The following is a 24,408-nucleotide window of genomic DNA, read 5'->3' as shown; positions in this document are numbered from 1 at the left end:
CATTCCGTCGTCGACCTCCAGGCCGCCATCAACCGCTTTCTTGCCGACTACAACCAACAGCCCAAACCGTTCGTCTGAACCGCCGACCCCGACGAAATCATCGCAGCTGTCAAACGTGGGCACCAACCGTTAGATTCTATCCACTAGGTGATACGTCATTGGCGGGCCGTTTAAGATACCCCATCCACTCTCCTAAGGCGTCGTGACCCGGCTATTTCGAAGCGCGGCTGGGAAATGTTATTCGACGAGACTTCGCGCTATTCCAGCTCCTATACCATCTGCCATGAAGGTCATCGCAGATGCTTGTGCCCGAGCGCATCGGTCCAATTACTCTTGCCGACAGCCTGCAGCCCCATCTACCGCGTGGTCGGGCTCGAAACTTGCAAGCGCCCGCTTTGAATGAAGTAAGAAAACTGGGACTAGACAGAGCAATTCGAGACTTGTAGATTGGATCCAGTGGCCATCATAACGAACGGCTTAATTGAGCTGGCCGCTTCAAACCGCGCGAAACGCATTGATAGAAAGAACTTGTGATGCCTGAGCTCCAGGGAATCTGCGCTGCCCTCTGCACCCCAATGCGCGAGGGTGGAGCTTCAGTCGATATGGATCAGTTGCGGGTTCACATCGACACTATGATCGAGGCCGGCGTCGATATAGTCGGCGTTTGCGGCGGAACGGGCGAATTTCCCTTTCTAACCACCGAGGAGAAGCGCGTTATCGCCCAATCGGCCGGCCGCCACATCGACGGTCGCGCGAAGCTGATCGTTCAGACTTCTGCGATTCGCACTGAAGACGCGATCGAGGCGGCCCTCCACGCGGAGAGCGTCGGGGCTGATGCGTTGCTTGTTCTGCCGCCCTTCTTCGAGGGTCCGACGGCAGATGGTGTATTTAGTCACTATGAGAAGATTGCTTCCCAGGTACGGGTGCCGATCATGGTTTATAATGTACCCGCGCACTCGGGCTTTGACATTACGCCGGAGTTCTTCAAACGTCTAAGAGAGATCGATAACGTCCAGTATATCAAGGACACAAGTGGAAGCTTCGTGCGTGTTCAGGAACTATTGGTCAGCGGGGCTAATGTATTCAACGGTTCAGACCCGTTTGCATTCCACGCGCTGATTGCGGGTGCGGCCGGTTGCTTCTGGGGCGCAGTGAACGCCATGCCGCGTGAAGCCGTCGAGCTGTACCGTCTAGTCCGTGCCGGAGAGACGAACGCCGCAAGCGAGCTCTGGAAGCAGATGTTGCCGGCCAACCTTTTCTTCTGGAGCCATGCTTATAACCCGGCCATCAAGGCGGCAACCAACCTCAGGATCAATCAGGTCGGCCCCTGCCGTCAGCCGGTGCAGCCTTTGAGCAAAAATGAACTTCGAGAGCTGGAAGAGGCTCTGGCGCCGTTGCTCTGAACTCCGTTTCGGGATCGCAGTCATGTTCGCAACGATCGACGAAGTTTTGAACCAGGCCAAGGCTGCCGAACTTTGGGCAGGACCTTTGATTCCGGGATACGCGTCAAGCGCTCCCCGGATCCAGATCTACAGCCCGATCGACAACACCTGTATCGGCGCAATCGCGGCAGGCTCTGCTTCTGAAATAGACGCGGCCGTTGTTGCGGCGAGAGCCACTTTCGAGTCAGGTATATGGTCGGAACTTCCTCCGGTCGAGCGCAAACGCGTGATTTTAGCGTGGGTCACGTTGATGCGCGAGCATGCCGAAGAAATAGCCGCACTGGATTGCGTCGACGCCGGCAAGCCCATCACGGAATGCCTAACCACCGACGTGCCCGCCACCATCGAGACGTTCTCATGGTTCGCCGAAGCTGCCGACAAATGCTTTGGCCGAATCTCGCCGACAGGACCCGAAGCTTTCGGCGTCATCATAAAAGAACCTGTGGGGGTCGTGGGTGCCGTACTGCCGTGGAACTTCCCTGCCCAGATGTATGCTTGGAAAGTAGCCCCCGCGCTCGTGGCCGGTAATTCTGTGATCGTCAAACCGTCTGAACTGACGTCGATGAGTGCCTATCGCCTGACGCAACTGGCTCACCAGGCTGGCATTCCTGAAGGCGCTCTGACGCTGGTCACCGGTACTGGGGAGGCCGCCGGAGAACCATTGGGGCGCCATCCCGACGTGGACATGGTCTCGTTCACAGGCTCCACCGAGGTGGGTCGACTGTTTCTGAGGTATTCTGCCGAGAGCAATCTCAAGGAAATTGTACTTGAGTGTGGAGGCAAAAACCCCCAGATCGTATTCGAGGACGTCGATGTTGCCGAGATTTCTGGTCAAATCCTTGCCGCCGCTTTCTGGAACATGGGTGAGAATTGCAGTTGCGGTGGACGCCTGATCGTTCATGCGGACGTAAAGGACGCCCTAATCGACCAGCTTAAGCGGGGCCTGACCAAATGGAAGGTTGGTTTGCCAACTGATCCCGAAGTCCGGATTGGGCCGATGATTGAAGAGGCTCATTTCCTGAAGGTCAGGCAGTTTCTCGAGGAGGCAGGCCCAGCCGGAGCGCGTCTAGTCTACGGCGGACGCGTTCATTCGAAGCTAGGTAGTGGCTGGTATGTGGAACCGACCATCTTCGACGGTGTTACCCCTGCCATGCGCCTCTTCCAGGAGGAGGTTTTTGGCCCTGTCCTCGCCGTGACAACTTTCGTCACCGAAGATGAGGCGATTCAACTGGCTAATGACAGCAGATACGGCCTCGCGGCTTCTCTCTATACGAATGACGTTCGGCGCGCCCAGCGCATATCCCTCAAGATAAAGGCTGGGACAGTCTCGGTTAACGGATTCTCGGAGGGGGACATCACGGCGCCATTTGGCGGCCGTAAGACATCAGGCTTCGGCGGCCGCGACAAAGGTATGGAGGCCTTTGACCAGTTCACCCAGACTAAGGTTATCTGGTACGTTAACGGATAACGCCATCCGGCTCTTGGGACTATCCCCACTTACACCCTTATCCTGAGAAGGAGCACACTTTGGCGACGATCGAGGCAAATACCTGTGTCGGCTACGGAGCCAAATGAGGAAGTGCATAAATGAATGCAATCAAATTGGCATCCGCACAGATAGCCTGTCATGCAGGAGATATTAATAAAAACGTCCAGAAGCACTTGGATTTCATAAGCCGCGCTCGTTCTGAAGACGTTAATGTACTAGTATTTCCGGAGCTCTCCCTAACGGACTACCTTTCGTCGCCCGAAATATCATCTCTAAGCCGGACGATTTCGGACCCCGAAATAAGCGCGATCGTTAATGCCACGGTCGGAATGGCTGTCTCTTTCGGCTTCATTGAGGCGGCGGAAAATGGACGATGTTACATCAGCCAGGCCTTGGCGAACGACGGCGTGATATTAAACATCCACAGGAAGATAAACCTCCCTAGCTATGGTAAGCTTGTTGAGAATAGATACTATACCGCAGGCGACAGTCTTGGCCTTGTCGACTTAAAAAACACTCAAGTGGCTACCCTGATTTGCGCCGACAGCAGGAATCCTGCACTAACTTGGCTGTCAGCGCTAAATGGAGCCGAGCTTTTGCTTCATCCAATTGCGTCGGCCAAGAGCGCTGTAGGACCTGATTTCGATATTCCTGCAAACTGGGAGATCAATCTGCGGTATATGGCGATGAACTACGGCTTGCCGATCGTGATGACAAATCACTGTGGACACCGTGGCTCATTGGATTTTTGGGGGGGATCACGAATCATCAACGCGTTCGGTGTGGAATTGGCTCGTGCAGGAGAAAGTGAAGAGCTAATTTTCGCGGAAATCGATTCAAATGATTCTCGCAAGGCGCGGCATTTACTGCCCACGGTCCGGTACTCGGATCCTCAATTTATAGCGGCAGAACTCGATCGCTTCTTACAACATCATCACTACAGCTCAAATCATAATTGACTTTCAAGGCACATAAGAACCCATGTAGGTCGTAATTCCGTGTTGCCGAGCTTTGTCCTCGTCCGCGCCTTGGACCATTTATCTTCTTGATCTAATCCACTGGAGGTTAGAAAGTGCACGCAATTTCCGAGCTTGCCGACTTCATTAGCAGCTTCCCCTCCAACAAGTTGCCTGCGGAAACGCGGGAAGCAATCACCCCGCTAATACTCGACCTTTTGGGTGCGGCGGGAGCGGGCTTCAATTCTACCTTGGCGACATCCGCCAGAACGTCCGCTCTGGAGGCTTATGGCGAAGGGAACATCAGCATTTGGTTTGCCGGAGAGCGGTCCAGCGTGATCGGCGCTGCAATGGCTAATAGTACAGCCGCAAGCGCGCTGGATATCGATGACGGTCATAGGGGAGCAGGGGGTCACCCCGGGGCTGGGATTATCCCTGCTGCTCTGGCGGTTGCGCAAGCGGTCGGTGCCACGGATCTAGAAATCATGATGGCAATAGCCTTGGGCTACGAGGTTGGCCTCCGAGTCGCTAGCTGCCGGCCTGTCGAGACGGTCGAGATGTATGCCAGTGGCCGATGGGTAAACTTCGGCGTCGCTGCCGCCACAGCTCGTCTTCTGGGTCTTGGGGCCGAAAAAACTGCTCACGCACTCGCGATAGCTGGATGCGAAGGACCGGTTGTTTATTTGTCGGTGAACTCGAAATTTGATGGAAGCAGCATCAAAGAGGGTATTCCGCCAGCGGTCGTCGCCGGCATTACAGCCGCTTATCGCGCACGCGGAGGCGCAAAAGGTCCACTCGATATCCTCGATGATGACAGCTTTTTCACGCGAAAGCTTTTAACCACCAACACAGGGGCTTCTTGGGAAGTTCAGAAATGCTACCTTAAGCCCTACGCCTGCTGTCGCTACATGCATGCCGCGATCGATGCCATCCTTGCGATGCGGAAAGTGGATAGGCCGATCCGGCGCTTGCGGATCGAAACATTTCCCCATGCGATGCGGCTGGCGAATGAGCGTGTACCAACCACTCTCGAAGGCGGCCAATATAGCTTCTACTTTAGTTGCGCGCTCGCGGCCCTACATGGCCGCGTCGCACTTCAACCCGTAGAGGAGGAGCGTCTGAGAGACGAGGCGGTCCTTGAGCTTGCGTCTCGCATTGAACTTGATACGTCACCGCAGTTCACCTCCTCCTTTCCTATTACAACGCCAGCGCGAGCGATCATAGATCAGGGCGATGGCTCAGAGGAAATGACAGTACTTCACCCAGTTGGTGACGTTGCAAACCCTCTTTCCCCCCAACAGATCACCGAAAAATTCAAGAACGTTGTTCGCAACACCGTCACTCTCCAGTGGCAAGACGAGATTGTGACAGCGACTCGTAGCCTTCACACTGCTGGCTTCGATCCTCTTTTTGCTGTGCTCATGTCGCCGGAAAGCAGACAAACAGCCCCTACGGTGCGCGTTTCTCGCTAATTAAGGGCAATCGTTGGGGCTGCCGACCTCGGGAGCTCATGTCTCGTTCTCAATGGGCGATCCGGGTCTAGGCTAAAGCTAGGACTACGCGGAGCGATAGTCTTTGATTGTCCGTTATTTTTGAAGGGGCCTAGCATAACTTCCGGCCCTTTGACACTCTCTCTCGGTCCGTTCGCTCCTACACAAGCTGACATCGTCGAGAACGAACACACGGAGTTATCGCGTTGACCGTTCAAGGGCGCGACCATACCATGCGATCTCAGATCGGCAACGAAGGTCTGTTTACTGAGCACTTGGTCAGCTGCGTATTCGGTGACGTCTTAAGCGATTAAGATTACCGCACCATACCCTATAAATGAAGCGGCGGCATCCCGGTCCACGATCATAATTTCGCCCCGCGGCGATCGTCGATGCTTGCTGCCCACTCGCTTTTTGTATGGCTCCTCCCGAGCCGGTGGAGAAAAGTCCGCCAATAGTTGAGCGGCCCACGATGATTTGTACCAGCCACGAGCTCATCCAGCATCAAACGCCATTGTTCCCCAGCCGCCCGCACCACGCGCCGTAGGCTTGACGCCACCCCTGATGACCTTGTCGTTGCGATCCACCCGCTTTCAGATCAACCAACGCGGACACGTTGGCTGCCGTTTTTTCTAACGGGTTTGACGAAAATCCAAAACTTATCCGAACAAGATCGGAAGATGCTCAATCCAGAAAAGTCGAATAAGGAGTAATCTATGGCCTTCCCAAATTCGTCGCCCTACGTGATCATCGGCGCTGGTATCCATGGCTTGTCAACCGCCTATCATCTTGCCCTGGCCCTCAAGAAGGCCCGCAAGGGTTCCGGCACGGACATTCTTGTGATCGATAAGAGCGGCATCGCGGCGGGAGCATCCGGCATTGCCTGCGGCGTTGTCCGCAACAATTACTTTCAGCCCGCGATGCGCGAGCTCATGGCACACTCAGTTAGCGTTTGGGAAAGCGACGCCGAAGCCTATCAGTACAATCCAGTCGGCTACATGCAGATTAGTTCGGAATCGATGCACGAAGACGTACGGAGCATCTACGAGCAACAAAAAGCAATCGGGTATTCCTCGGTCTTTGTTGAAGGCAAAGCTGATTGCGACGCCTATATGAAGGACCTATTTTCGGATTGGCAGGCAAAGAACATCACCTCCGTCCTCCACGAAAAGAAGGGCGGCTACGCCCATAATGCAGCGGCGATCTACGCGCTGGCGAAGAAGGCAGAAGGCGAGGGTGTCCGTATCCTGACTGGGGTGACCGTTACCGGAATGACCTTCGCGAGCGGGTCAAGCTCAGCCGTGACCGGCATCGACACCGACCAGGGCCACATCAAATGCGACTATCTCGTCGTCGGCGCCGGCCCGTGGGTCCGCGATTTTTGGCGCATGGCGGAGCTGCCGCAGACGGTCATGATCAAGGGCAAGGATGGCCAGCTCCATGGCGATATCCCCATGTGGCGTTTCTGGCAGCTTGAGGAAGGTGTACTCGGCGTCGACCCGAACGCCTTCAGAGCCAACGATGGCGAGATGCCGCCGGTCATCCACGTTGACACGGACGCTCCGCTCTACTCCACCGTCGACGGAAGTCTGATCACCGACAAGATGTGGGGCATCTATTACAAGTCCGACTTCAATTTCGGCGGCGTGCAAGGTGGTGCAATGCCTTACAAGGTCGAAACACCTGTCGACGAAGTTCAGATCGATCCATACGGCCCTTCCTCGCCGCAATTTATCGCTAGCATGGGGTTCGCCCATATGTGGGTCTCGGCACTGGCTCACTGCAACAAACGATTTGAAGGAACGATGGACAAGTTCCATCGCGAGCCGTCGGGCGGCATCGGTTGCTTCACACCGGATAGCTTCCCGATCTTCGAAGCATTCCGTGAGAACGTCTACATGATCGCCGACTCCAACCACGGTTACAAAATGATCGGCGTGGGTGCGCTTGTTGCAGAAGAGGTCTTGGGCCATGAATGTCGGCTGCTAAAGCCGTTCCGCATAGGCCGCTATGAAAAGGGCGAGCTGCACCCAACCTCGAAAAGTCCTTATCCTTGGAGCTAATCGGACTGGAAAAGGCGCTCGGGATCGGACGAGCACTCATGTTAGTGCGCAGCACGGTGCAGGATAACCTGCAGCGTGCGGCAGCAGTTGGATTGACTGACCTAGCCCTCGCCGGGCTGGGCTTCAGCCGGTGCGTCTTCCAGATGTAACGTACGGTGCCTACGGCAAGCGTCAACACAGCGTATCTATCCGAGCAGGACCGCGAGATTTTGGAGCTTGGCGACGATCAGCTGGTATTTGATGGAGCGCGCCTGCTTCTCGGCCGACAGTAGATCGCGCGATCCTCGGCGGCTTGGACGCTTGATCCGGTCGTGTCCCACCGCGTGGTGTAGGTCGGCGATAGCGAAGCCGCTCGCGAGCGCGCCCTCGATAGCGCTGTAGCGAGCGAGCGGCTTTGCGGCGGTCATCGATGTTCTTCGGTAGGGTTGGGTTGCTGACACAACCTGATTCGAAGGAACCACCGATGACCAACGACATGATGAACCTGCGCACGCTCGTAGAGAAGACCCCCGACGCCGATATCCTGCGCGAGATGATCGGCTTTGCCGCCGAGCAGCTGATGGAGCTGGAGGTGGGCGCCGCCACCGGCGCGGCCCATGGCGAGAAGAACCCGCTGCGGCTTGTCCAGCGCAACGGCTACCGCGACAGAGACTGGGAGACGCGGGCCGGCACCGTCGAGCTGCGCATCCCCAAGCTCAGGAAGGGCTCTTACTTCCCGAGCTTCCTTGAGCCGCGGCGCATGGCCGAGAAGGCGCTGATCGCCGTCATTCAGGAGGCCTACGTCCAGGGTATCTCGACGCGCTCGGTCGACGACCTGGTCAAGGCGATGGGCATGAGCGGCGTCTCCAAGAGCCAGGTCAGCCGGCTGTGCGAGGAGATCGACGGCAAGGTGAAGGCCTTCCTCGACAGGCCCATCGAGGGCGACCGGCCATACCTGTGGATCGACGCCACCTACCTGAAGGTCCGCCGCGGTGGGCGGATCGTCTCGGTCGCTGTCATCATCGCCGTCGGCGTCAACGCGGCCGGCCGGCGCGAGGTGCTGGGCATGGAGATTGGCACGTCGGAGGCCGAGCCGATCTGGACGGAGTTCCTGCGCAAGCTGCCACGTCGCGGCCTGCGCGGCGTCAAGCTCGTCGTCTCCGATGCCCACGAAGGGATCAAGGCGGCCGTCACCAAGGTGCTGTGCGCGACATGGCAGCGCTGCCGGGTCCATTTCATGAGGAACGTGCTGGCGCATGCCGGCAAGAGCGGCCGCCGCGTCGCCTCGGCCTTCATCGCCACCGCCTTCGCCCAGGAGACGGCCGAGGCCGCCAGCACCCAATGGCGCGCCGTTGCCGACCAGATCCGGCCGAAGGTGCCCAAGCTCGCCACCATCATGGACGATGCCGAGCCCGACGTGCTTGCCTACATGACCTTCCCCAAGGAGCACCGTGCCAAGCTGCATAGCACCAACCCGATCGAGCGCCTCAACGGCGAGATCAAGCGCAGGACCGAGGTCGTCGGCATCTTCCCCAATGACGATGCCATAGTCCGTCTCGTCGGCGCCCTCCTGCTCGAACAGAATGATGAATGGGCCGTGCAGCGGGCGCGCTACATGACCCTTGAGACCATCAGCCAGATGAGCGATGATCCGCTCATCAGCCTGCCGGCAGTGGCGCGCTGATCAGTCCGGCCCTTGGAGAGCACGGCGACCAATGCCGTTACCTACACCACGCCATGGGGCACGATCCTTGTTCCCGGTGGCCATGATCTCGTCATAGGCGCCGAGCATGCCGTAGAGCTTCAAAGCGCCCATGAGTTCGAGAACCTGCGTCTTTTCCATCAGCTTGCCCCCCTGAGGCTGTCGTAACGGGCGCAATCGGCCTGCGGCTCATGCTTAAGCCGTAGCACATCCGGAGTGAGCACGGTCAACGCCGGCGCCGGATCGCGGCGGCGGGCCAGGATGTTGAGGAAGACGGCCGACGAACAGACGTTCTGGTCGAGGACCTCCTGACAGGCCGTCTCGACTGCCTCGCTCCCGTCGGAGACCACTGCAGCCAGGACGGCGACCATCTGCCGGTCGCCGTCGTTGGCATCCTTCAGTTTGCGGCGGACCTTTTCCGTGGCCGACGGCAGAACCCCATCCCGGAACGGTGCGCCGTTGCGTAGCGCCCCGGGCTTCCGGGAGAGGACCGGGACGTAGTGCCAGGGATCATAGACGGTCTCGCAGCGTCCGAAGGAGCGGGCGTGCTCGCCGACGATGAGGCCGTCCTGGCGGATGACGATGCGGTCGGCATAGGCCTGGATCTCGACCGGCCGTCCGACTGCAGGGGCTGGGTGCCCGCCAGTCGGGCGTGGCGGGTGAGTGTTCTGCTCAATGCTGAGGCCGTTGCCATGCTAATCGAGGGAACGAAGGCCGCCCCCATGACAATCCGAGAGGTACTTGTCGTTTTGCTTCTCGTGATTTGTTACCGTTTGCCTGGCCGAGAATGTTACACCCTCGCGCGACACGAAAGATCCGGGGCAGGAATGGCCTCGCCGATGAGCCGCTGCTGGCTTGTACGCCCCATGTCTAGAGAATTCGACGGCGTTCCCTTGAAGGCGAATGACCGAAATGCTGATTGTAACAAACAGAGAAATAGGAACTTGAGCAAAATCCAGTAGCAATCGCGATTTCGATACTCGCAAGGTTTGTGTGCATCAGCAAGTCGCGCGCATGCTCTAGCCTCAGCACCTTATAATATCGGGCTGGCGTTTGACCGGTGTGACGCTCGAATAAACGTTCGAGGTTTCTAACGCTCAAGCCTACAGCAAGGGATATCCTTTTCATGCTAATCGGGTTTTCGAAAGAAGTCTTCATCAGCGTGGCCGCCTGCATAATTTGGGGCGGAAGCGTATCCCATCTGGCCGAACTTCCCGGCCTCTGCTCCATGTCGCCCTTTCGGATGCGATCCACCTGAAATTGATTTGCAATGGAGCGCGCGAGCGCTGCTCCGTGCTCGCGCGTTATAAGGTGCAGCATCATGTCGAGACTAGCGGTGCCACCCGCGCAGGTGTAGCGGTTTCTGTCAATTACATAGAGGTCGTTGCACAGCCTAACCTCAGGAAATTCCTCCCGGAAGGCTGGTTGACCTTCCCAATGCAGGGTGCATCGGGCATCATTGAGCACTCCAGCTCTTGCCAGAAAGACAGCTCCCATCGAAAGGGCGCCCAGCTTGCAGACTTGGCGGGCGCGTTTGTTTAGGATGGCACTCAGTCGGTTCTGGTCCTGGGCAATGAGGGTCATACCAGCGCAGACGAAGACAAAATCAGGTGCACCTGATCTACCAAATTGCTCATGAACCTTCACCTCGATACCGTTTGATGCGATAGCGGTATTGCCGTCCTCGGAGGTGAAACGCCACTTATAGACCTCGCGGTCGAGGAGACGATTGGCTGCGCGCAACGGCTCGATCGCGCTGGTCAATGACATCATTGAAAACGCGTTGAGCAATACAAATTCGATTACTTGGATGTTTCCAGAAGCATGTTCGCTGTCTTTCTCGGGCGACCAATTTGCGTTTTTCGGGCTTTGTTGTATGATGCCTGTGATGCCGCTTCGAAGCTCTGCATAGTGAGCCAGTTGCTCCTGTCCAGCACTTTTACGTGCTCTGTCATCGAACGTCATGATGAACCTGCGCGTTGATTGCCCGCTACGCAAAGCAGCGAGTTGACGTGAACATGAAGCCGCGCGCGGTTTCGGCTGGGTCGAAACGCTGCGATGAGGAGCCATAAAGACTGCCTGAACCATTTGCATGAGCGAGAAGTTGTAGCCGGCAGCTCGATCGTGGTTGCAGCGGAGCGTCTGGCGATGGCTGAGGGGGGACAGGACGCTTCTGGCCGGCGGTGTGGATGCCGTTCAAAAGGCCGTCCCCGCTTGATGCGCAGCCAGCAGCCCCAGCGGCGCGGAAACAATTTAGCGACACGATCATAGTCGAACTCTGTCCCGAGGGTGACCCTCGGCTTATTTCTGGACACATAATCCGAGAAGATTGCGTAAGTGTCGTAGTCGCCGCTGCTATCATTGGGTCGCGGACCTCGGACACTAAGTCCTAATCAACGGAGTGTATCGGCCCTGGCTGTGCTCCCGGAGCAATGGCAGGGCCGCCTTCTCCTCCCAATCAGTCTGCGATCGGCTTACCCTCTCTTTCAAACCACCTTAATAACGCATTGTCAAGCGATTGTAGATTGGATACAGTTGATCAGCCCGGAATTGGGTAACTCCGCGGTCATCGGTCCACTGGAAAGAGAAAGCTTACGCAATGGTTGGAGTGAGCGTCATTGTCGTGGGCGCCGGTATTGTCGGATTATGTGTTGCCTACGAGGCGCTACAGGCGGGTGCGGCAGTCACACTCGTCGACCGCGATCCTGAGGGGGATAAAGCCTCACTGGGCAACGCTGGCGGTATCGCCGTAACAGAAGTGATACCTGCCTCCGTCCCCGGGCTGTGGAAGAAAGTGCCGCTCTGGATGCTGGATCCCCTCGGGCCGCTTGCCATTCGGGTCGAGCACGCGCCTCATCTATTGCCGTGGCTCTGGCGGTTTGCGCGTGCTGGCTCGAGATCCGAAGTGGTCCGGATCTCCGCGGCACTGGCCCAACTCAATGGTCGCGTCTATGACGACCTTCTGCCGCTATTCAATAAGGTCGGCTTGGGAGGCGATCTGTATCGCAAGGGTGCATTGACCGTGTACGAGAGCGAGAGCGGTTTGATAAATGACAAGCGGGAATGGGACGCAAAGCGAGCACTCGGTGTTGAGGTCCAAGAGTTATCGGCGCCTCACGTCAGGGATATGGAACCTGCACTTGGTCCAATAGTCAAAGGAGGGATTTTCACGCCACAATGGTCTCACGTTTCGGATCCAAAAAAGGTCGTTGACGTTCTGCGCGACTGGCTTGCCGCCAACGGTGCGGAAATCTCGAAAGCTGAGGTTTCCCGGGTAGATCCTGCAACTGACGGTGTCAGGATCACGCTAGACGGCGGCAAGACTCTCAGAGCGACAAAGGTTGTCATCGCGGCGGGTGTCTGGTCGGCCCGAATTGCCGAGCAGTTGGGTGACCGCATTTTACTCGAAAGCGAGCGCGGATATAACACCACAATAGTCTCCCCGGGCGTCGCGCTTGAGCGCGAAGTGATATTCGCAGAGCGAAAATTCGTGGCTACGCCGCTTTCGATCGGCTTGCGGATTGGCGGGGCAGCCGAGTTTGGTGGATTGACGTCGGTGCCAAACTTCAAACGCTCAAAAGCTCTCGTAAAGCTCGCAAAACTCTATCTTCCGGGACTGAAGGAAGAGGGAGGCCAGGAATGGAGTGGTCATCGGGCAGCCACGCCGGATAGCCTTCCTGTTATAGGCCGGTCCGGTCCCAGCCGGCATATCATTTATGCTTTCGGCCACGGTCATCTCGGACTGACGCAGGGTCCGACAACCGGCAAGATCGTTGGTGACCTTCTGTTCGAACGTGAGCCGCACCTTAATCTGACGCCCTTCTCCGCCGCCCGCTTCTCTCAAAAATGGGTGCCATCTTGAGTTGGCTGGCCCCTTCCCCGTGTTAACGCCTAACCTGCAAAAACCGTCTGCCAGCGGAAGTTCCGGCTTCCAAATACACGATTAACCGATCTGCTTTCATCTGCAGTGCCATTAAGTAGAAGAAGTATGAGCTCCACCTTCAGGTCTTCGGCACGAAACGTTCGTCTGATGGCGCGTTCCGGTGCCCTATCCGGTCCGACCGCCAACCTCGCTCCAGGCTTCGTACAAGCTAATCTTGTAATCCTGCCACGTGAGCTTGCCTACGATTTTTTGCTCTTCTGCCAGCGCAATACAAAGGCATGTCCACTTCTCGGAGTCTCCGACCCGGGGACAGCGATGATCGGAGGGCTTGGACAGGATCTCGATATCCGCACGGATGTGCCGCGGTATCGAATTTGGAAGGGGGGGAGACTGGTTGACGAGCCGCGGGAGATAACTCACGTCTGGCGTGACGACTTGGTAGCGTTCGCGATTGGCTGCTCCTTTTCCTTCGAAGAATCTTTGCTAAATTGCGGCGTGCCGGTACGACACATCGAAGAGCGCCGCAACGTACCCATGTTTCGGACATCAATCGCCACCGTTCCATCCGGTGTTTTCTCCGGTCCACTCGTAGTCTCGATGCGGCCCATGCGCCCCGAAGATGCGATCAAGGCAGTTGGGATCACTTGGAGGCTCCCTTTCATGCACGGCGCTCCAATCCATATAGGCGATCCAGTTGCAATCGGCATTCATGACGTCTCCCGTCCTGATTATGGTGACGCTGTGACCATTAAAGCGGGCGAGGTGCCTGTTTTCTGGGCCTGTGGAGTTACCCCCCAAGCTGCTATTGCGCAGGCACTGCCTGAATTGTGCATTACCCATGCACCGGGGCACATGCTTGTAACAGATATCCCGAATGCTCAATTGACATGCTGATCAATAAGCCAAGAGTCGATGGTTTCACCCCGCGGCTCTGCGGGAAAAATATTCTAGAGAGAGAGAGAGCGTCGGACCTATGCCTCCGGTGAACGCCCCCAAAGCCATTGAGCATGGCTCCAACTTGCCGTTCACCCGTGACCTCGATGCTGCTGGTTCTTGGCAACCTCGTCACGCTCGCTAACGTGCGGCGCGGTGCGGCAATCAACGTGAGAGGCTTCTCTCCCAGATCTTCCGCATATTTGGTGCAGAGGCGGCGTTCCCTTGGTTGCCCCGTCTGTTTCTACGGTCGTTAGGCGGCTGCCAGTAGCCTGTTTCTCAGCAGCGGATACCCGGAGCGCCCATACATCTGGCGCTTGATGGTCTTGAGACGGTTGATCTGTCCCTCGACGGGACTGGTGCTCCAGGGCTGGGTGATTGCGGCCCGAACAGCCGCAATGTCACGGCCGATGCCTGCTGCAAGAAAGCCAGTTCGCTGTCCGTGGCGTCCTCGATCCATTGCTCGAGGCCGGCATCATCGTCGCCGCGTATCAGTGCAGCGAAACGTCGAGCCAGGTCACCCGCCTTCAAGAGCTCCGGCGCGCAGTCATAGAGATGGCCCAAGAATTGCTCGGTCTGCTCATCGAGCAAAGTCGGGTCTTCGCTCAGCAGCCATGCACAGTTTCGGCGCGACGGCGGCCGCCATCGCGCATTTGACGGAGCGGTCGATGAGCACTGCTGGCGGGCGGCGGTCCACCTGTAGACGGTCGCCCTGCTGCCTGCAAAGCCGCGGCACTTGATTTCGCTCCACAGGTGCAACCCGTTGCGTTGGCCTTCCTGCCAGCGTCCTTCGAGATACTCCTGGAAAGGATCCATGAGAACCGAGCGCGGGCGGCCGCCGGTGCTCGGGCTCCCCGCCCGCTGCAAGCCAGCGCTCGACCGTTCTCACGCTCATGCCGGTCCGGGGCGCGATCTGTCGCGGCGACATGCCGGTCGTCCGCAAATCAAGGACTTCAGCATAGAGTTCACTGCGCTGGTTGCGGCGCGACCGGCGCAGGCCATCAAGCTTCGGGGAAGTCTCCACTGATGGTTCCGGATTGGCGTCGTCATCGCCACTCATCTCGGCCCATCATCGCCTTTCCGGCGGCACTGACCGCTTTGCGATGGCGGCCGAGGGCCAGACGCAACGCTTCGCCCAGATTCTGGAGAAGATGCCAGGGGTCGGCGACCTGCGTTGCATCGGGAGCACCGCGACGGGCGCCGTCAGCATAAACGCCGGCGCGATCGCGAGCGATGACTTCGATGCCCGGATGACGTTTCAGCCATGACGCGACAGTGTTGGCATTTCGGTCCGGCAACAGATCGAGGACGCGGTTGCGCTCCAGATCGCAGATGATCGTTCCGTAGCGCTGCCCCTTGCGCCAGGCCCAGTCGTCGATGCCGACCACCCGCGGCGCGTCCGGGGGCTCGAACCCGGCTGAGCGGATCATCCGCAGCAGCGTATCGCCGCTTACCGGCATGGCGAGTTTGCGCGACAAGCGCGAGCCGGATTCGCCGCCGACCGCGAAGCTGATCACCAACTGGCTCTCACCGAGGCGGGCGGTGCGTCTCGCTTTCGGCTGCACCGTTTCCGGCAATCGTTCCGTAAAGATCCGCTGACGGCATTGCGGATCGGTGCGACGGAACCGCCTGGCGTGAAGCCGGATTTCGACAACCCGTCCCTGCCACGGCAGATCAGCCACCCGGCGCATGTAGTGGCTGTGGACGCGGCCGGTTCCGCAGCCGCAGGAGGGACAGCACGAGTCTGTCGCCTTCGGCCGGGCTACAAGCACCACCTTGTCGGCCTGTGGGAGAATTTGGACAATCGAAAGCTCGGGCGAGACCAGCGAACGAAGGCATTGAGCACGGGCGAATCACCGGCGTCGACTGCGATTCCGACTCTATGGACTCATTCGCACCGCCCGTGAATCCCGGCCCCTGCACCAAATATGCGGAAGATCCCCAGATTGTCGCGCTACACTAATCAGTGCATTCACCACGGGTCGGCCGATCGCCACTGCAGAAAGGCAAGATGTCCAATACACATTAGTAGGTCTACGGCCACACGTTGAGCTACGCGCATGGCGAGTGCGTCATGTCAGGCGGGCCGCTAAGGTTCAGCCGTCGGAGCTGGTTCCCCTGCTAATGAACGAGGAGCGGAAAAATGGGGGTTGGGGCGAGAGATGTGCCGAGCTTCACTAGCGGAACCCAGGCCTCCATCCAGAAACTCGTGCCGGCCCTGATCGGTCTTGAACTGATCCTGAGCAAGTGCTTGTTCAAGGTTCAAGGGGAGCACGTGACGGAGACCCCGCCACACGCCACGGCCGCGCGTGGCGTGGTGTCCGGGGTCGGGCTTGGCATCAAGATTGATACCGGGGCGCCAGGAAACCGCTGTTCATAGTAGTCTGGAGCCACAGCCGGGGAGCGACGGTGCTCGATCCTCGGCGCGACCACATGTCAGCAAACGAGGCGGACATCCGACACATTCACACAAAGCGACCCAGTTATGTAGCTGAGTGGCTTACTCTGCGCTCACTGAGTGCTTGAAGAAGGTTCTGACCAGCCCTCAAGATATGCCCTCTCATAAACTCCACCACGTTAGGGTCGCGGTTTTTGCTCATACTCAAAATTTGCCGATGTTCCTGCTCTGCTTCGTCGAACCCAGAGGTCACAAGTAGCTGAATCCTGATATAGCGATCGATCTGGACATTGATGCCTTGGAGAATGGCGAGTGTTTGAACCCGGTCCGACGGAACATAGAGACTGCGGTGGAACTCCCAGTTCAAAGCGCCGACCCTGGAAAAATCGCGCTTATGGTAGGCGTCTTCGAGCTGCTTCAGAATTTTCTCCGAGTGAGCCAGGCTTTCGTCCGAGTGTAGGTCTAGCGAACGCGCCAAAACGTCACATTCCAGCATAGCTCGGAGGTCGAATAGCTCCATAATCTGTTCAGATGGCAGTGCCGAAACAATCGAACCCTTATGAATCTTAGAAACAATTAATCCCGCTGCTTCCAATTGGCGAAACGCTTCGCGCACCGGCATTCGGCTGCAGTCGTATTCGGCTGCGATCGCTTCTTGTATGAGCGGTGCTCCTTCCTTGAACTCGCCACTGAGGATGCGCTCCTGTAATGATTCCGCCAACGCCTCGGGTAGGCTTAGCCGCGGAAGGCGAAACTTTGCGCGCTGATTTTCCGACTCGAGCATATTGCAAATCACCGATTGTATCCAAAAACCGTTCCTGCCTTCTACACGAAAGCTACCTCGCATGAAAGGGCTCGGTCTAGTAGTGAGGACTGCAGTTTTTGCGGGCTTCGACCGCGGTTGCCTTTGCTTGATAGCGCGAAGATCGACCAGCTCGCTTGCCGAAGAATCGGGACGCGCCGATATCATCGTTCTTTGCCAACACTGCGCGAACACATCTGCGTTTCGGTCGAGTGAGGCCCGATGGTGTCTACAGGCCTGGTCTCGCTCACGTCGCATCGTTGCCGCCGACTGATCGTCAGCCAGGCACGATCCGGGAAGCTCGATGGTGTTCGTCTCGAAGGTGGTGCCGCACTGCACTTAAATGGGCTCTGCCTCACTTTGTGTGGCAACAGTATCCTGTAAGCCAGCTCATCAAGGAAGGTCATGCACTCGAAGAAGCACTGGGCTCCGGGCAGCGGAGTGAAGGTTTTGCGCGTTGCGCGAACCGACGGGCGCGGCTGGAATGTCTAGGCTGCAGTAGCTGAGAACGGCACCTGTCCCGATTGCGGGATACGCTCAAGTCGGCGTCACAGTTGGTGGCACAGACGGCTTCTGGATTATCCGGCTCATGGGGAGGCGGTTGTTATCAGGCTTCGTATCGGTCACTGGCGATGTACAGTTTGGCACTGTAGCCGCCGGGGCTCGTCGAACAGCACGGGCCGCTGAGATTGCTAGCCACCTGGGCCACTCCACAGGAGGAAAGCCAGCCGAGCGCTGATGCGACGTCTCGGCATGTCCACGAGTGACGATACGATCTTACGACACCTTAAACGCGCGGCCGCAGATGCCGCCCCACCGCCAAGGGGACCGATCCGATGGTTGCGCGCAGGGCCGTGGTTGCCGTGCTGAAAGGTGCTGGGACGCACTTTTAACAAAATCCAGACGCCCCCGAGGATGTTGTCAGACGTTTCATTGACTACAGAGGCATCACCTCGGCAGCCCTGGAGGCTATGATTGCGAGCAACTTCGAGACCGCAGTGAGCAACGGGTTGAGGCAGCACTTGCCCGATCCTACTTGCTGGGGTCGGACGATGGCAAAAACAACATTATCGCGCGCTTTCCCGTGTTTTGTCCCGAAGACGGCGCGGGGAATTCGAGAACCGCTTTAAGAATGCTTTCGAAAAATGCCCCGGACTGGAAAATCCAGCGGCGAACGCGATCTCCGAAATTGACAGTGGGCTTTGCTCCAGAAGTCTACGCGCGTGATCCAGGCGCACGTTTCGGTAGGCTTCAAGAAATCCGATTTCAAAGTGGTCCGCAAACAGTCTGTCGAGGTGGCGAACGCTGACGCCAGCGACCTTCGCCATCGCATCACGGGACAGAGGATGTTCGATGGTGGCCTCCATCTTTTCCAGGACGGTTAGCAGCGCTGGATGATGGGTGCCAAATCGCTCGGCCGACGAGCCGCGCTGAGGGGCGGTGGGTTCGCCGATTGCAGTATGGAGATACCAATCGCTGACGCGGCGAGCGAAATGCGAGCCCATCCGCTCGGAAATCATCGCATGCATCATGTCGAGGGGTGCGATGCCGCCACCGCAGGTGATCCGGTCGCCGTCTAGGACATAGCGCGCCTGCCGGGGCGACAGATTTGGAAAGGCTTCCTTAAGTAGCTCGGCATGTTCCCAATGGATGGTAAAGTCGCGATTGTCCAAGAGGCCCGCGGCGGCCAGCAGGAAAGCGCCCGAAGATATGCCGCCAATCCGGGCGCCCTGGCGCGAGAGCTTGCGTAGCATCCCGTAGAGGCCGTCCCGGTCGACCCAGTCATGGCGAGTCCCACCAGCACAAACAAACACGGTGTGGCAGGCTCCGCCCTTTGCCTGCAAATCATCGCACTCAATGGTGAGGCCCGAAGAACTTCGCACCGGCTGGCCGGAGGAACACAGCGGAATGACATCGTAAAGCGGTACGCCCGCGATCAGGTTGGCAGCGCGCAACGGTTCGGTGGCCGAAGCATAGGACATCAATGCGAAGTTCGGCACGAGCAGGAAGCCCATGCGCTGGAGGGATTTGGATTCATTCGTCACCATGTCCCCATTTTATATCACTATGTCCCTTTTGGGCAATTACAGTGACCAAACATGACGTAGGTTGCTGGATAGCAGCTCCATTCATAGGGCATTTCATGCGGTATTCGGCTCTATCCGTGCTTCTCAACGGACTTCGTGGCAACAAGGCCTGGACGCCCGCCTGGCGCGCGCCGGAGCCTAAAACCCACTACGACGTGATCATCGTCGGCGGGGGCGGGCATGGCCTAGCGACGGCCTATTATCTCGCCAAGGAATTTGGCATCGCCAATGTCGCCGTCCTGGAAAAAGGGTATATCGGCTCCGGCAACGTCGGTCGAAACACGACAATCATCCGCTCCAACTACCTGCTGCCGGGCAACAACCCCTTTTATGAGCTGTCGATGAAGCTCTGGGAAGGCCTGGAGCAGGATTTCAATTTCAACGCTATGGTCTCTCAGCGCGGCGTCCTTAATCTCTATCATTCCGACGCACAGCGCGACGCTTATATGCGGCGCGGCAATGCGATGCTGCTGCATGGCGTCGATGCGGAACTGCTCGACCGCGAGGCGGTCCGTGCCAAGCTGCCATTCCTCGATTTCGACAGTGCACGCTTCCCGATCCAGGGCGGCCTGCTGCAGAGGCGCGGTGGCACGGTGCGGCATGACGCGGTGGCCTGGGGCTTTGCCCGCGGCGCTGACATGCGCGGCGTCGACATCATCCAGCATTGCGAAGTGACCGGCATTCGCCGCGAAAACGGCAAGGTCGCCGGCGTCGAGACCACGCGCGGCTTCATCGGCTGCGGCAAGCTGGCGCTCGCGGCCGCCGGCAATTCCTCGCGGGTTGCCGAGATGGCCGATATCAAGCTGCCGCTGGAAAGCCATGTGCTTCAGGCCTTCGTCTCCGAGGGCCTGAAGCCCTTCATCGATTGCGTCGTGACCTTCGGCGCGGGCCATTTCTACGTCTCGCAGTCCGACAAGGGCGGGCTCGTCTTCGGCGGCGACATCGACGGCTACAATTCATATGCCCAGCGCGGCAATCTCGCCACCGTCGAGCATGTCGCCGAGGCCGGCAAGGCGATGATCCCAGGCATTTCCCGCGTCCGCGTGCTGCGGTCCTGGGGCGGAATCATGGACATGTCGATGGATGGCTCGCCAATCATCGACCGCACCCATATCGACAATCTCTACGTGAATGCCGGCTGGTGCTATGGCGGCTTCAAGGCGACGCCCGCATCGGGCCTCTGCTTTGCGCATCTCATCGCACGCGGCACGCCGCACGAGACCGCTCGCGCCTTTCGGCTCGACCGTTTCGCACGCGGCCATATTCTCGACGAAAAGGGCCATGGCGCCCAGCCCAACCTTCACTGATTTGCAGGGTACTGAACATGGCAAGCCTTATCCCGTGTCCACATTGCGGCTCTCGGCCGAAGGAGGAATTCACTGTGAAAGGGGCGGCCCTCACACGGCCCGCGCCCGATGCCGCCCCGGGGGCCTGGATCGAGTATGTCTATCTGCGCGACAACCCACGCGGCGCCTATGAGGAATATTGGCATCATACGTCGGGCTGCCGGCGCTGGCTGGTGGTGAGCCGCGATACGGCGACACACGAAATCTCGGGCTCCCGCGACGTCGTGCTCGACCTATCGGCGGAGACGTTCTGATGACCTCCTATCGACTGCCAAAGGGTGGCCTGATCGATCGCCAGTCACGCCTCGGCTTCAGCTTCGACGGCCAGTCGCTCATAGGCCATGCCGGCGATACGCTGGCTTCCGCCCTGCTCGTCAATGGCCGCCAACTGGTGGGCCGCAGCTTCAAATACCATCGGCCGCGCGGCATCCTGACCGCCGGCGCCGCCGAACCGAATGCATTGATGACCATCGGCAGCGGAGGGCGCACCGAGGCCAATACCCGCGCCACGATGCAGGACCTTTACGACGGTCTCGAAGCCCGGAGCCAGAACCGCTGGCCTTCGCTCCATTTCGATATCGGTTCGCTGAACAGCCTGTTCTCACCCTTCCTCGCCGCGGGCTTCTACTACAAGACCTTCATGTGGCCGGCGAAGCTCTGGGAAGGTCTCTACGAGCCCTTTATCCGACGAGCCGCCGGTCTCGGCAAGGCGACCTACGAGGCCGATCCCGACCGGTACGAGAAGAGCTGGGCGCATTGCGACCTGCTGGTGATCGGCGCCGGCCCCGCCGGGCTGGCCGCCGCGCTGACCGCCGGCCGTGCCGGGGCACGTGTCATCATCCTCGACGAACACAGCCTTGCGGGCGGATCGTTGCTGTCGGAGACCGCGACCATCGGCGGGGAAAGCGCGCCGGCATTTGCCAGGCGGCTCACCGACGAACTGGAAACGCTGCCGAATGTACGCGTACTGACCCGCACCACCGCTTTCGGCTGGTATGACGGCAATGTCTTTGGCGCTGTGGAGCGCGCCCAGAAGCATGTGCGCAACCCCGATCCAAACAAGCCGGTCGAGCGCATGTGGCGCATCGTCGCCAAGAAGGCGCTGCTCGCCACCGGCGCCGAGGAGCGGCCGCTCGTGTTCGGCGGCAACGATATTCCCGGTGTGATGATTGCGGGTGCGATGCGCAGTTATCTCAACCGCTTTGCCGTGGCCCCCGGCCAGTGCACGGCCATCTTCACCACCAATGACAGCGGTTATGCACTCGCCCGCGATCTCGAGGCGGCGGGTGTCCAGCTAACCGCAATCATCGACAGCCGCGCCGACGCCCAGTTCGCCTATACCGGCAAAGCTCGCCTTATCAAGGGCGCCGTCGTGTCTGACGCCAAGGGCGGCAGAGCGCTCTCCAGCGTCAACGTCACGGCCGCAAACGGGGCGACCGAAGCCATCGCTGTGGATGCGCTCGCCATGTCCGGCGGCTTCAGCCCGATCATCCACCTAGCCTGCCATCGCGGCGGCAAGCCGCAATGGTCGGATGTGCATGGCGCCTTCATGGCGCCGTCGGAGACCAGCGGCCTCGCGCTCGCAGGCGCCGTCACGGGCACAAGCGGATTATCGGCAAGCTTTGCAGAGGGCGGCGCGCGCGGCGCTGCCATCGCCCAAGATCTCGGGTTCGCCGTCCAGCCATTCGACGCCGGTCCTGTCGATGGCGACATAGTCGCTCCACCGGCCCGCCCGCTCTGGAATATCCGTGGCGTGAAGGGCAAGGCCTTCGTCGACTTCCAGAACGATGTCGGCCGCAAGGATCTCGGCCTTGCCGTGCAGGAAGGGTATGGCGATGTCGAACTTGCCAAGCGCTACACGACATCGGGCATGGCCACCGACCAGGGCAAGCTCTCCAATGTCAACGCAATTGGCCTGCTGGCCGAAGCGCGTGGCGTCTCTCCCGCCAAAGTCGGCACGACGACCTTCCGGCCCTTCTACACGCCGATCAGCTTCGGCGCGCTGACCGGCCCGCATCACGGCCATCATTTCCAGCCGGTGCGCAAGTCGCCTCTGCATGACTGGGCCAACAAGCACGGCGCGGTCTTCGTCGAGACCGGTCTCTGGTATCGCTCATCCTGGTTCCCGCGCGCGGGTGAAGCCAGCTGGCGACAGAGCGTCGATCGCGAGGTCCTGAACGTTCGAACGAATGTCGGCATCTGCGACGTCTCCATGCTCGGCAAGATCGAGGTCTGCGGCAAGGATGCGGCGGACTTCCTCAATCGGGTCTATTCGAACCCATTCCTGAAACTGCCGGTCGGCAAGGCGCGCTACGGCCTGATGCTGCGCGAGGACGGTTTCATCTATGATGACGGCACGACGAGCCGCCTGGCTGACGATCGCTTCTTCATGACGACGACCACGGCCTATGCCGCCGGCGTCATGACGCATCTCGAATTCTGCGCCCAGGTGCTGTGGCCGGAGCTCGACGTGCGTCTCGCCTCGGTGACGGACCAATGGGCACAGATGTCCGTGGTCGGGCCGAAGGCGCGCGTTACACTGCAGGCGATCGTCGATGATGATATTTCCAACGCTGCCTTCCCCTTTCTTGCGGCAAAGGAAGTCTCGCTGTTCGGCGGCCGGCTGCATGGCCGACTGTTTCGTATCTCGTTCTCGGGCGAACTGGCTTATGAGCTTGCCGTGCCGGCCGGCTATGGCGAGAGCGTCGCCGACGCCGTTCTCCAGTCAGGCAAGGAACATGGCATTCAGCCCTATGGCGTCGAGGCGCTCAGCGTACTGCGCATCGAGAAGGGCCATGTGACGCATAACGAGATCAACGGCACGGTGATCCCGTTGGATCTCGGATTCGCAAAGATGGTGTCGACAGCCAAACCGGATTTCATCGGCAAGGCGATGCTCGGCCGCGAGGGCCTATTGGCCGAGGATCGCCCGAGCCTTGTAGGCGTCGCCCCGCTCGATCCAACGACCACATTCCGCACCGGCTCGCACATCCTCGCCAAGGACGCCGCACCGACCCTCGAGAACGACGAGGGCTATGTCTCGTCGAGTGCCTTTTCACCGCATGTCGGCTCGACCATCGGGTTGGCGCTGGTGAAGCGTGGGCCGGAACGGCATGGTGAAGAGGTGGTTGTGTGGAACGGCTTGAAGAAGGAATTCACCCCAGCGCGGCTGTGCAATCCGGTTTTTGTCGATCCGCAGAACGAGAGGCTCCATGTCTGATTTACGCCTGACACTTCAACCGGTGCTCGGCGCCAAGACTGCGGTCACCTCTGCGAAAGTAAGGCTCTCGGCGCTGCCCGAAGGCGCGATCGTCTATGTGCTTGCAGCGCCCCGAGAACAGGACCTGGCATCCTTCCTGAGCGGACTTGGCAAAGGCGACGTCCGGGCCGTTTCGCCGAGACAGTGGTTTATGGTTGGCGACGAGCCGATGACGCATTCCGCTATGAAGACGCTATTCGAGACGCTCGAACCGCGCTCGACGGGCGTCGACCAGAGCGCCGGCCGCGTCCGTATCCGCATCGACGGCGACCAAGCAGAACGCATCCTATCAAAGGGTACGGCCATCGACCTTTCCGCCGACTCCTTTCCCGTCGGCCGATCGGCAACAACCCTGATCGGCCATATCGCCGCTCATATCACTCGCATCGGCAGTGACGCCTTCGAGTTAATTGTGCTCAGGAGCTTTGCGGAGAGCCTTTGGGACCATCTCACAGGGATTAGCGCTGAGTATAGATAGTTCAAGAATCTAGCGCAACATTTTCATGTGATGCGGTTTACTTGCCGCGTACTTAACGGAATTACCTTGCAGACGTCTCGCTCCGGGCCGTTTTCGATCCT

19 protein-coding genes and 2 pseudogenes are annotated in these 24,408 nt (G+C 59.0%); 13 read left to right on the top strand and 8 right to left on the bottom strand.

Translation table 11 applies throughout. The features are described from left to right. The 6 genes and pseudogenes from AC0L24_RS31000 to AC0L24_RS30975 all read left to right on the top strand — a co-directional run. A pseudogene (locus AC0L24_RS31000) lies at positions 1–147 on the top strand (IS630 family transposase); the annotation flags it as partial. Positions 148–533: 386 nt separating this feature from the next. Then, on the top strand, positions 534–1,403 hold the full coding sequence (locus tag AC0L24_RS30995) for a dihydrodipicolinate synthase family protein (protein WP_473564773.1): 870 nt from the start codon (positions 534–536) through the stop codon (positions 1,401–1,403). A gap of 22 nt (positions 1,404–1,425) precedes the next feature. Beyond that, entirely contained in the window at positions 1,426–2,910 is a 1,485-nt protein-coding gene (locus tag AC0L24_RS30990) for an aldehyde dehydrogenase (protein ID WP_473564772.1), read from the top strand. Between the two features lie 119 nt (positions 2,911–3,029). Further along, the gene (locus AC0L24_RS30985) at positions 3,030–3,890 is read left to right on the top strand and encodes a nitrilase-related carbon-nitrogen hydrolase (protein WP_473564771.1); all 861 of its coding nucleotides are present in this window, start codon (positions 3,030–3,032) and stop codon (positions 3,888–3,890) included. A 113-nt stretch (positions 3,891–4,003) separates the two neighbouring features. Next, a complete protein-coding gene (locus AC0L24_RS30980) occupies positions 4,004–5,359 on the top strand; it encodes an MmgE/PrpD family protein (protein WP_473564770.1) in 1,356 nt (451 codons plus the stop codon). Between the two features lie 734 nt (positions 5,360–6,093). Further along, positions 6,094–7,440, top strand: a complete 1,347-nt coding sequence (locus tag AC0L24_RS30975; RefSeq protein ID WP_473564769.1) for an NAD(P)/FAD-dependent oxidoreductase — start codon at positions 6,094–6,096, stop codon at positions 7,438–7,440. Between the two features lie 185 nt (positions 7,441–7,625). On the opposite strand, the gene AC0L24_RS30970 is transcribed toward AC0L24_RS30975, so the two are convergent. Then, positions 7,626–7,847 carry a hypothetical protein gene (locus tag AC0L24_RS30970; protein WP_473564768.1) on the bottom strand — a complete coding sequence of 74 codons (222 nt, stop codon included), beginning with the start codon at positions 7,845–7,847 and terminating at the stop codon, positions 7,626–7,628. A gap of 56 nt (positions 7,848–7,903) precedes the next feature. Here AC0L24_RS30970 and AC0L24_RS30965 point away from each other — a divergent pair, with 56 nt between their 5' ends. Continuing rightward, complete coding sequence (locus tag AC0L24_RS30965) at positions 7,904–9,103, top strand: IS256 family transposase (protein WP_473564767.1); 1,200 nt, start codon at positions 7,904–7,906, stop codon at positions 9,101–9,103. Here AC0L24_RS30965 and AC0L24_RS30960 read toward each other — a convergent pair whose 3' ends face one another. The 3 genes and pseudogenes from AC0L24_RS30960 to AC0L24_RS30950 form a co-directional block, all read right to left on the bottom strand. Continuing rightward, the gene (locus AC0L24_RS30960) at positions 9,104–9,262 is read right to left on the bottom strand and encodes a hypothetical protein (RefSeq protein WP_473564766.1); all 159 of its coding nucleotides are present in this window, start codon (positions 9,260–9,262) and stop codon (positions 9,104–9,106) included. It abuts the gene before it with no gap. Then, positions 9,262–9,753 (bottom strand): annotated as a pseudogene (locus AC0L24_RS30955) (Mu transposase domain-containing protein); the annotation flags it as partial. The pseudogene AC0L24_RS30955 and the gene AC0L24_RS30960, both read right to left, overlap by 1 nt. Before the next feature lie 238 nt (positions 9,754–9,991). Beyond that, entirely contained in the window at positions 9,992–11,086 is a 1,095-nt protein-coding gene (locus AC0L24_RS30950; RefSeq protein WP_473564765.1) for a GlxA family transcriptional regulator, read from the bottom strand. A 634-nt stretch (positions 11,087–11,720) separates the two neighbouring features. On the opposite strand from AC0L24_RS30950, the gene AC0L24_RS30945 reads away from it, so the two are divergent. Together AC0L24_RS30945 and AC0L24_RS30940 are read left to right on the top strand one after the other, a co-directional pair. Next, the gene (locus AC0L24_RS30945; protein ID WP_473564764.1) at positions 11,721–12,983 is read left to right on the top strand and encodes an NAD(P)/FAD-dependent oxidoreductase; all 1,263 of its coding nucleotides are present in this window, start codon (positions 11,721–11,723) and stop codon (positions 12,981–12,983) included. A 126-nt stretch (positions 12,984–13,109) separates the two neighbouring features. Then, on the top strand, positions 13,110–13,898 hold the full coding sequence (locus tag AC0L24_RS30940; protein ID WP_473564763.1) for a putative hydro-lyase: 789 nt from the start codon (positions 13,110–13,112) through the stop codon (positions 13,896–13,898). A 619-nt stretch (positions 13,899–14,517) separates the two neighbouring features. Here AC0L24_RS30940 and AC0L24_RS30935 read toward each other — a convergent pair. The 4 genes from AC0L24_RS30935 to AC0L24_RS30920 all read right to left on the bottom strand — a co-directional run bounded on the left by AC0L24_RS30935 (position 14,518) and on the right by AC0L24_RS30920 (position 19,185). Beyond that, the gene (locus tag AC0L24_RS30935; protein ID WP_473564762.1) at positions 14,518–14,997 is read right to left on the bottom strand and encodes a helix-turn-helix domain-containing protein; all 480 of its coding nucleotides are present in this window, start codon (positions 14,995–14,997) and stop codon (positions 14,518–14,520) included. Next, positions 14,984–15,709: an ISL3 family transposase gene (locus tag AC0L24_RS30930; RefSeq protein ID WP_473564774.1), complete on the bottom strand. Its 726-nt coding sequence runs from the start codon at positions 15,707–15,709 to the stop codon at positions 14,984–14,986. Before AC0L24_RS30930 ends, AC0L24_RS30935 begins: the two co-directional genes overlap by 14 nt. A 711-nt stretch (positions 15,710–16,420) precedes the next feature. Beyond that, positions 16,421–17,119, bottom strand: coding sequence for a GntR family transcriptional regulator (locus tag AC0L24_RS30925; RefSeq protein WP_473564761.1), 699 nt, complete (start codon positions 17,117–17,119; stop codon positions 16,421–16,423). A 1,085-nt stretch (positions 17,120–18,204) separates the two neighbouring features. After that, the gene (locus tag AC0L24_RS30920; RefSeq protein ID WP_473564760.1) at positions 18,205–19,185 is read right to left on the bottom strand and encodes a GlxA family transcriptional regulator; all 981 of its coding nucleotides are present in this window, start codon (positions 19,183–19,185) and stop codon (positions 18,205–18,207) included. 95 nt (positions 19,186–19,280) lie between these two features. Here AC0L24_RS30920 and AC0L24_RS30915 point away from each other — a divergent pair, with 95 nt between their 5' ends. From AC0L24_RS30915 to AC0L24_RS30900, 4 genes are read left to right on the top strand one after another with little or no spacing between them, the layout of a single operon-like run. After that, the gene (locus AC0L24_RS30915) at positions 19,281–20,531 is read left to right on the top strand and encodes a sarcosine oxidase subunit beta family protein (protein WP_473564759.1); all 1,251 of its coding nucleotides are present in this window, start codon (positions 19,281–19,283) and stop codon (positions 20,529–20,531) included. 17 nt (positions 20,532–20,548) lie between these two features. Next, on the top strand, positions 20,549–20,824 hold the full coding sequence (locus AC0L24_RS30910) for a sarcosine oxidase subunit delta (protein ID WP_473564758.1): 276 nt from the start codon (positions 20,549–20,551) through the stop codon (positions 20,822–20,824). After that, the gene (locus tag AC0L24_RS30905) at positions 20,824–23,790 is read left to right on the top strand and encodes a sarcosine oxidase subunit alpha family protein (protein WP_473564757.1); all 2,967 of its coding nucleotides are present in this window, start codon (positions 20,824–20,826) and stop codon (positions 23,788–23,790) included. The genes AC0L24_RS30910 and AC0L24_RS30905 overlap by 1 nt, the downstream gene beginning before the upstream one ends. Further along, positions 23,783–24,307 carry a sarcosine oxidase subunit gamma family protein gene (locus AC0L24_RS30900; RefSeq protein WP_473564755.1) on the top strand — a complete coding sequence of 175 codons (525 nt, stop codon included), beginning with the start codon at positions 23,783–23,785 and terminating at the stop codon, positions 24,305–24,307. Before AC0L24_RS30905 ends, AC0L24_RS30900 begins: the two co-directional genes overlap by 8 nt. Positions 24,308–24,408 lie beyond the last annotated feature (101 nt).

This window comes from Mesorhizobium sp. WSM4809 (assembly GCF_055811655.1).
The sequence above is the reverse complement of the archived record's forward strand: the minus strand, read 5'-3'. Positions and strand labels throughout refer to the sequence as shown.

Coding starts and splice junctions, on each gene's coding strand:
- AC0L24_RS30975 (WP_473564769.1), top strand. CDS start 6,094: ATGGCCTTCCCAAATTCGTCGCCCTACGTGATCATCGGCGCTGGTATC.
- AC0L24_RS30935 (WP_473564762.1), bottom strand. CDS start 14,997: ATGAGTGGCGATGACGACGCCAATCCGGAACCATCAGTGGAGACTTCC.
- AC0L24_RS30905 (WP_473564757.1), top strand. CDS start 20,824: ATGACCTCCTATCGACTGCCAAAGGGTGGCCTGATCGATCGCCAGTCA.
- AC0L24_RS30990 (WP_473564772.1), top strand. CDS start 1,426: ATGTTCGCAACGATCGACGAAGTTTTGAACCAGGCCAAGGCTGCCGAA.
- AC0L24_RS30965 (WP_473564767.1), top strand. CDS start 7,904: ATGACCAACGACATGATGAACCTGCGCACGCTCGTAGAGAAGACCCCC.
- AC0L24_RS30970 (WP_473564768.1), bottom strand. CDS start 7,847: ATGACCGCCGCAAAGCCGCTCGCTCGCTACAGCGCTATCGAGGGCGCG.
- AC0L24_RS30910 (WP_473564758.1), top strand. CDS start 20,549: ATGGCAAGCCTTATCCCGTGTCCACATTGCGGCTCTCGGCCGAAGGAG.
- AC0L24_RS30950 (WP_473564765.1), bottom strand. CDS start 11,086: ATGACGTTCGATGACAGAGCACGTAAAAGTGCTGGACAGGAGCAACTG.
- AC0L24_RS30915 (WP_473564759.1), top strand. CDS start 19,281: ATGCGGTATTCGGCTCTATCCGTGCTTCTCAACGGACTTCGTGGCAAC.
- AC0L24_RS30925 (WP_473564761.1), bottom strand. CDS start 17,119: ATGCTCGAGTCGGAAAATCAGCGCGCAAAGTTTCGCCTTCCGCGGCTA.
- AC0L24_RS30995 (WP_473564773.1), top strand. CDS start 534: ATGCCTGAGCTCCAGGGAATCTGCGCTGCCCTCTGCACCCCAATGCGC.
- AC0L24_RS30960 (WP_473564766.1), bottom strand. CDS start 9,262: ATGGAAAAGACGCAGGTTCTCGAACTCATGGGCGCTTTGAAGCTCTAC.
- AC0L24_RS30900 (WP_473564755.1), top strand. CDS start 23,783: ATGTCTGATTTACGCCTGACACTTCAACCGGTGCTCGGCGCCAAGACT.
- AC0L24_RS30940 (WP_473564763.1), top strand. CDS start 13,110: ATGAGCTCCACCTTCAGGTCTTCGGCACGAAACGTTCGTCTGATGGCG.
- AC0L24_RS30945 (WP_473564764.1), top strand. CDS start 11,721: ATGGTTGGAGTGAGCGTCATTGTCGTGGGCGCCGGTATTGTCGGATTA.
- AC0L24_RS30920 (WP_473564760.1), bottom strand. CDS start 19,185: ATGGTGACGAATGAATCCAAATCCCTCCAGCGCATGGGCTTCCTGCTC.
- AC0L24_RS30985 (WP_473564771.1), top strand. CDS start 3,030: ATGAATGCAATCAAATTGGCATCCGCACAGATAGCCTGTCATGCAGGA.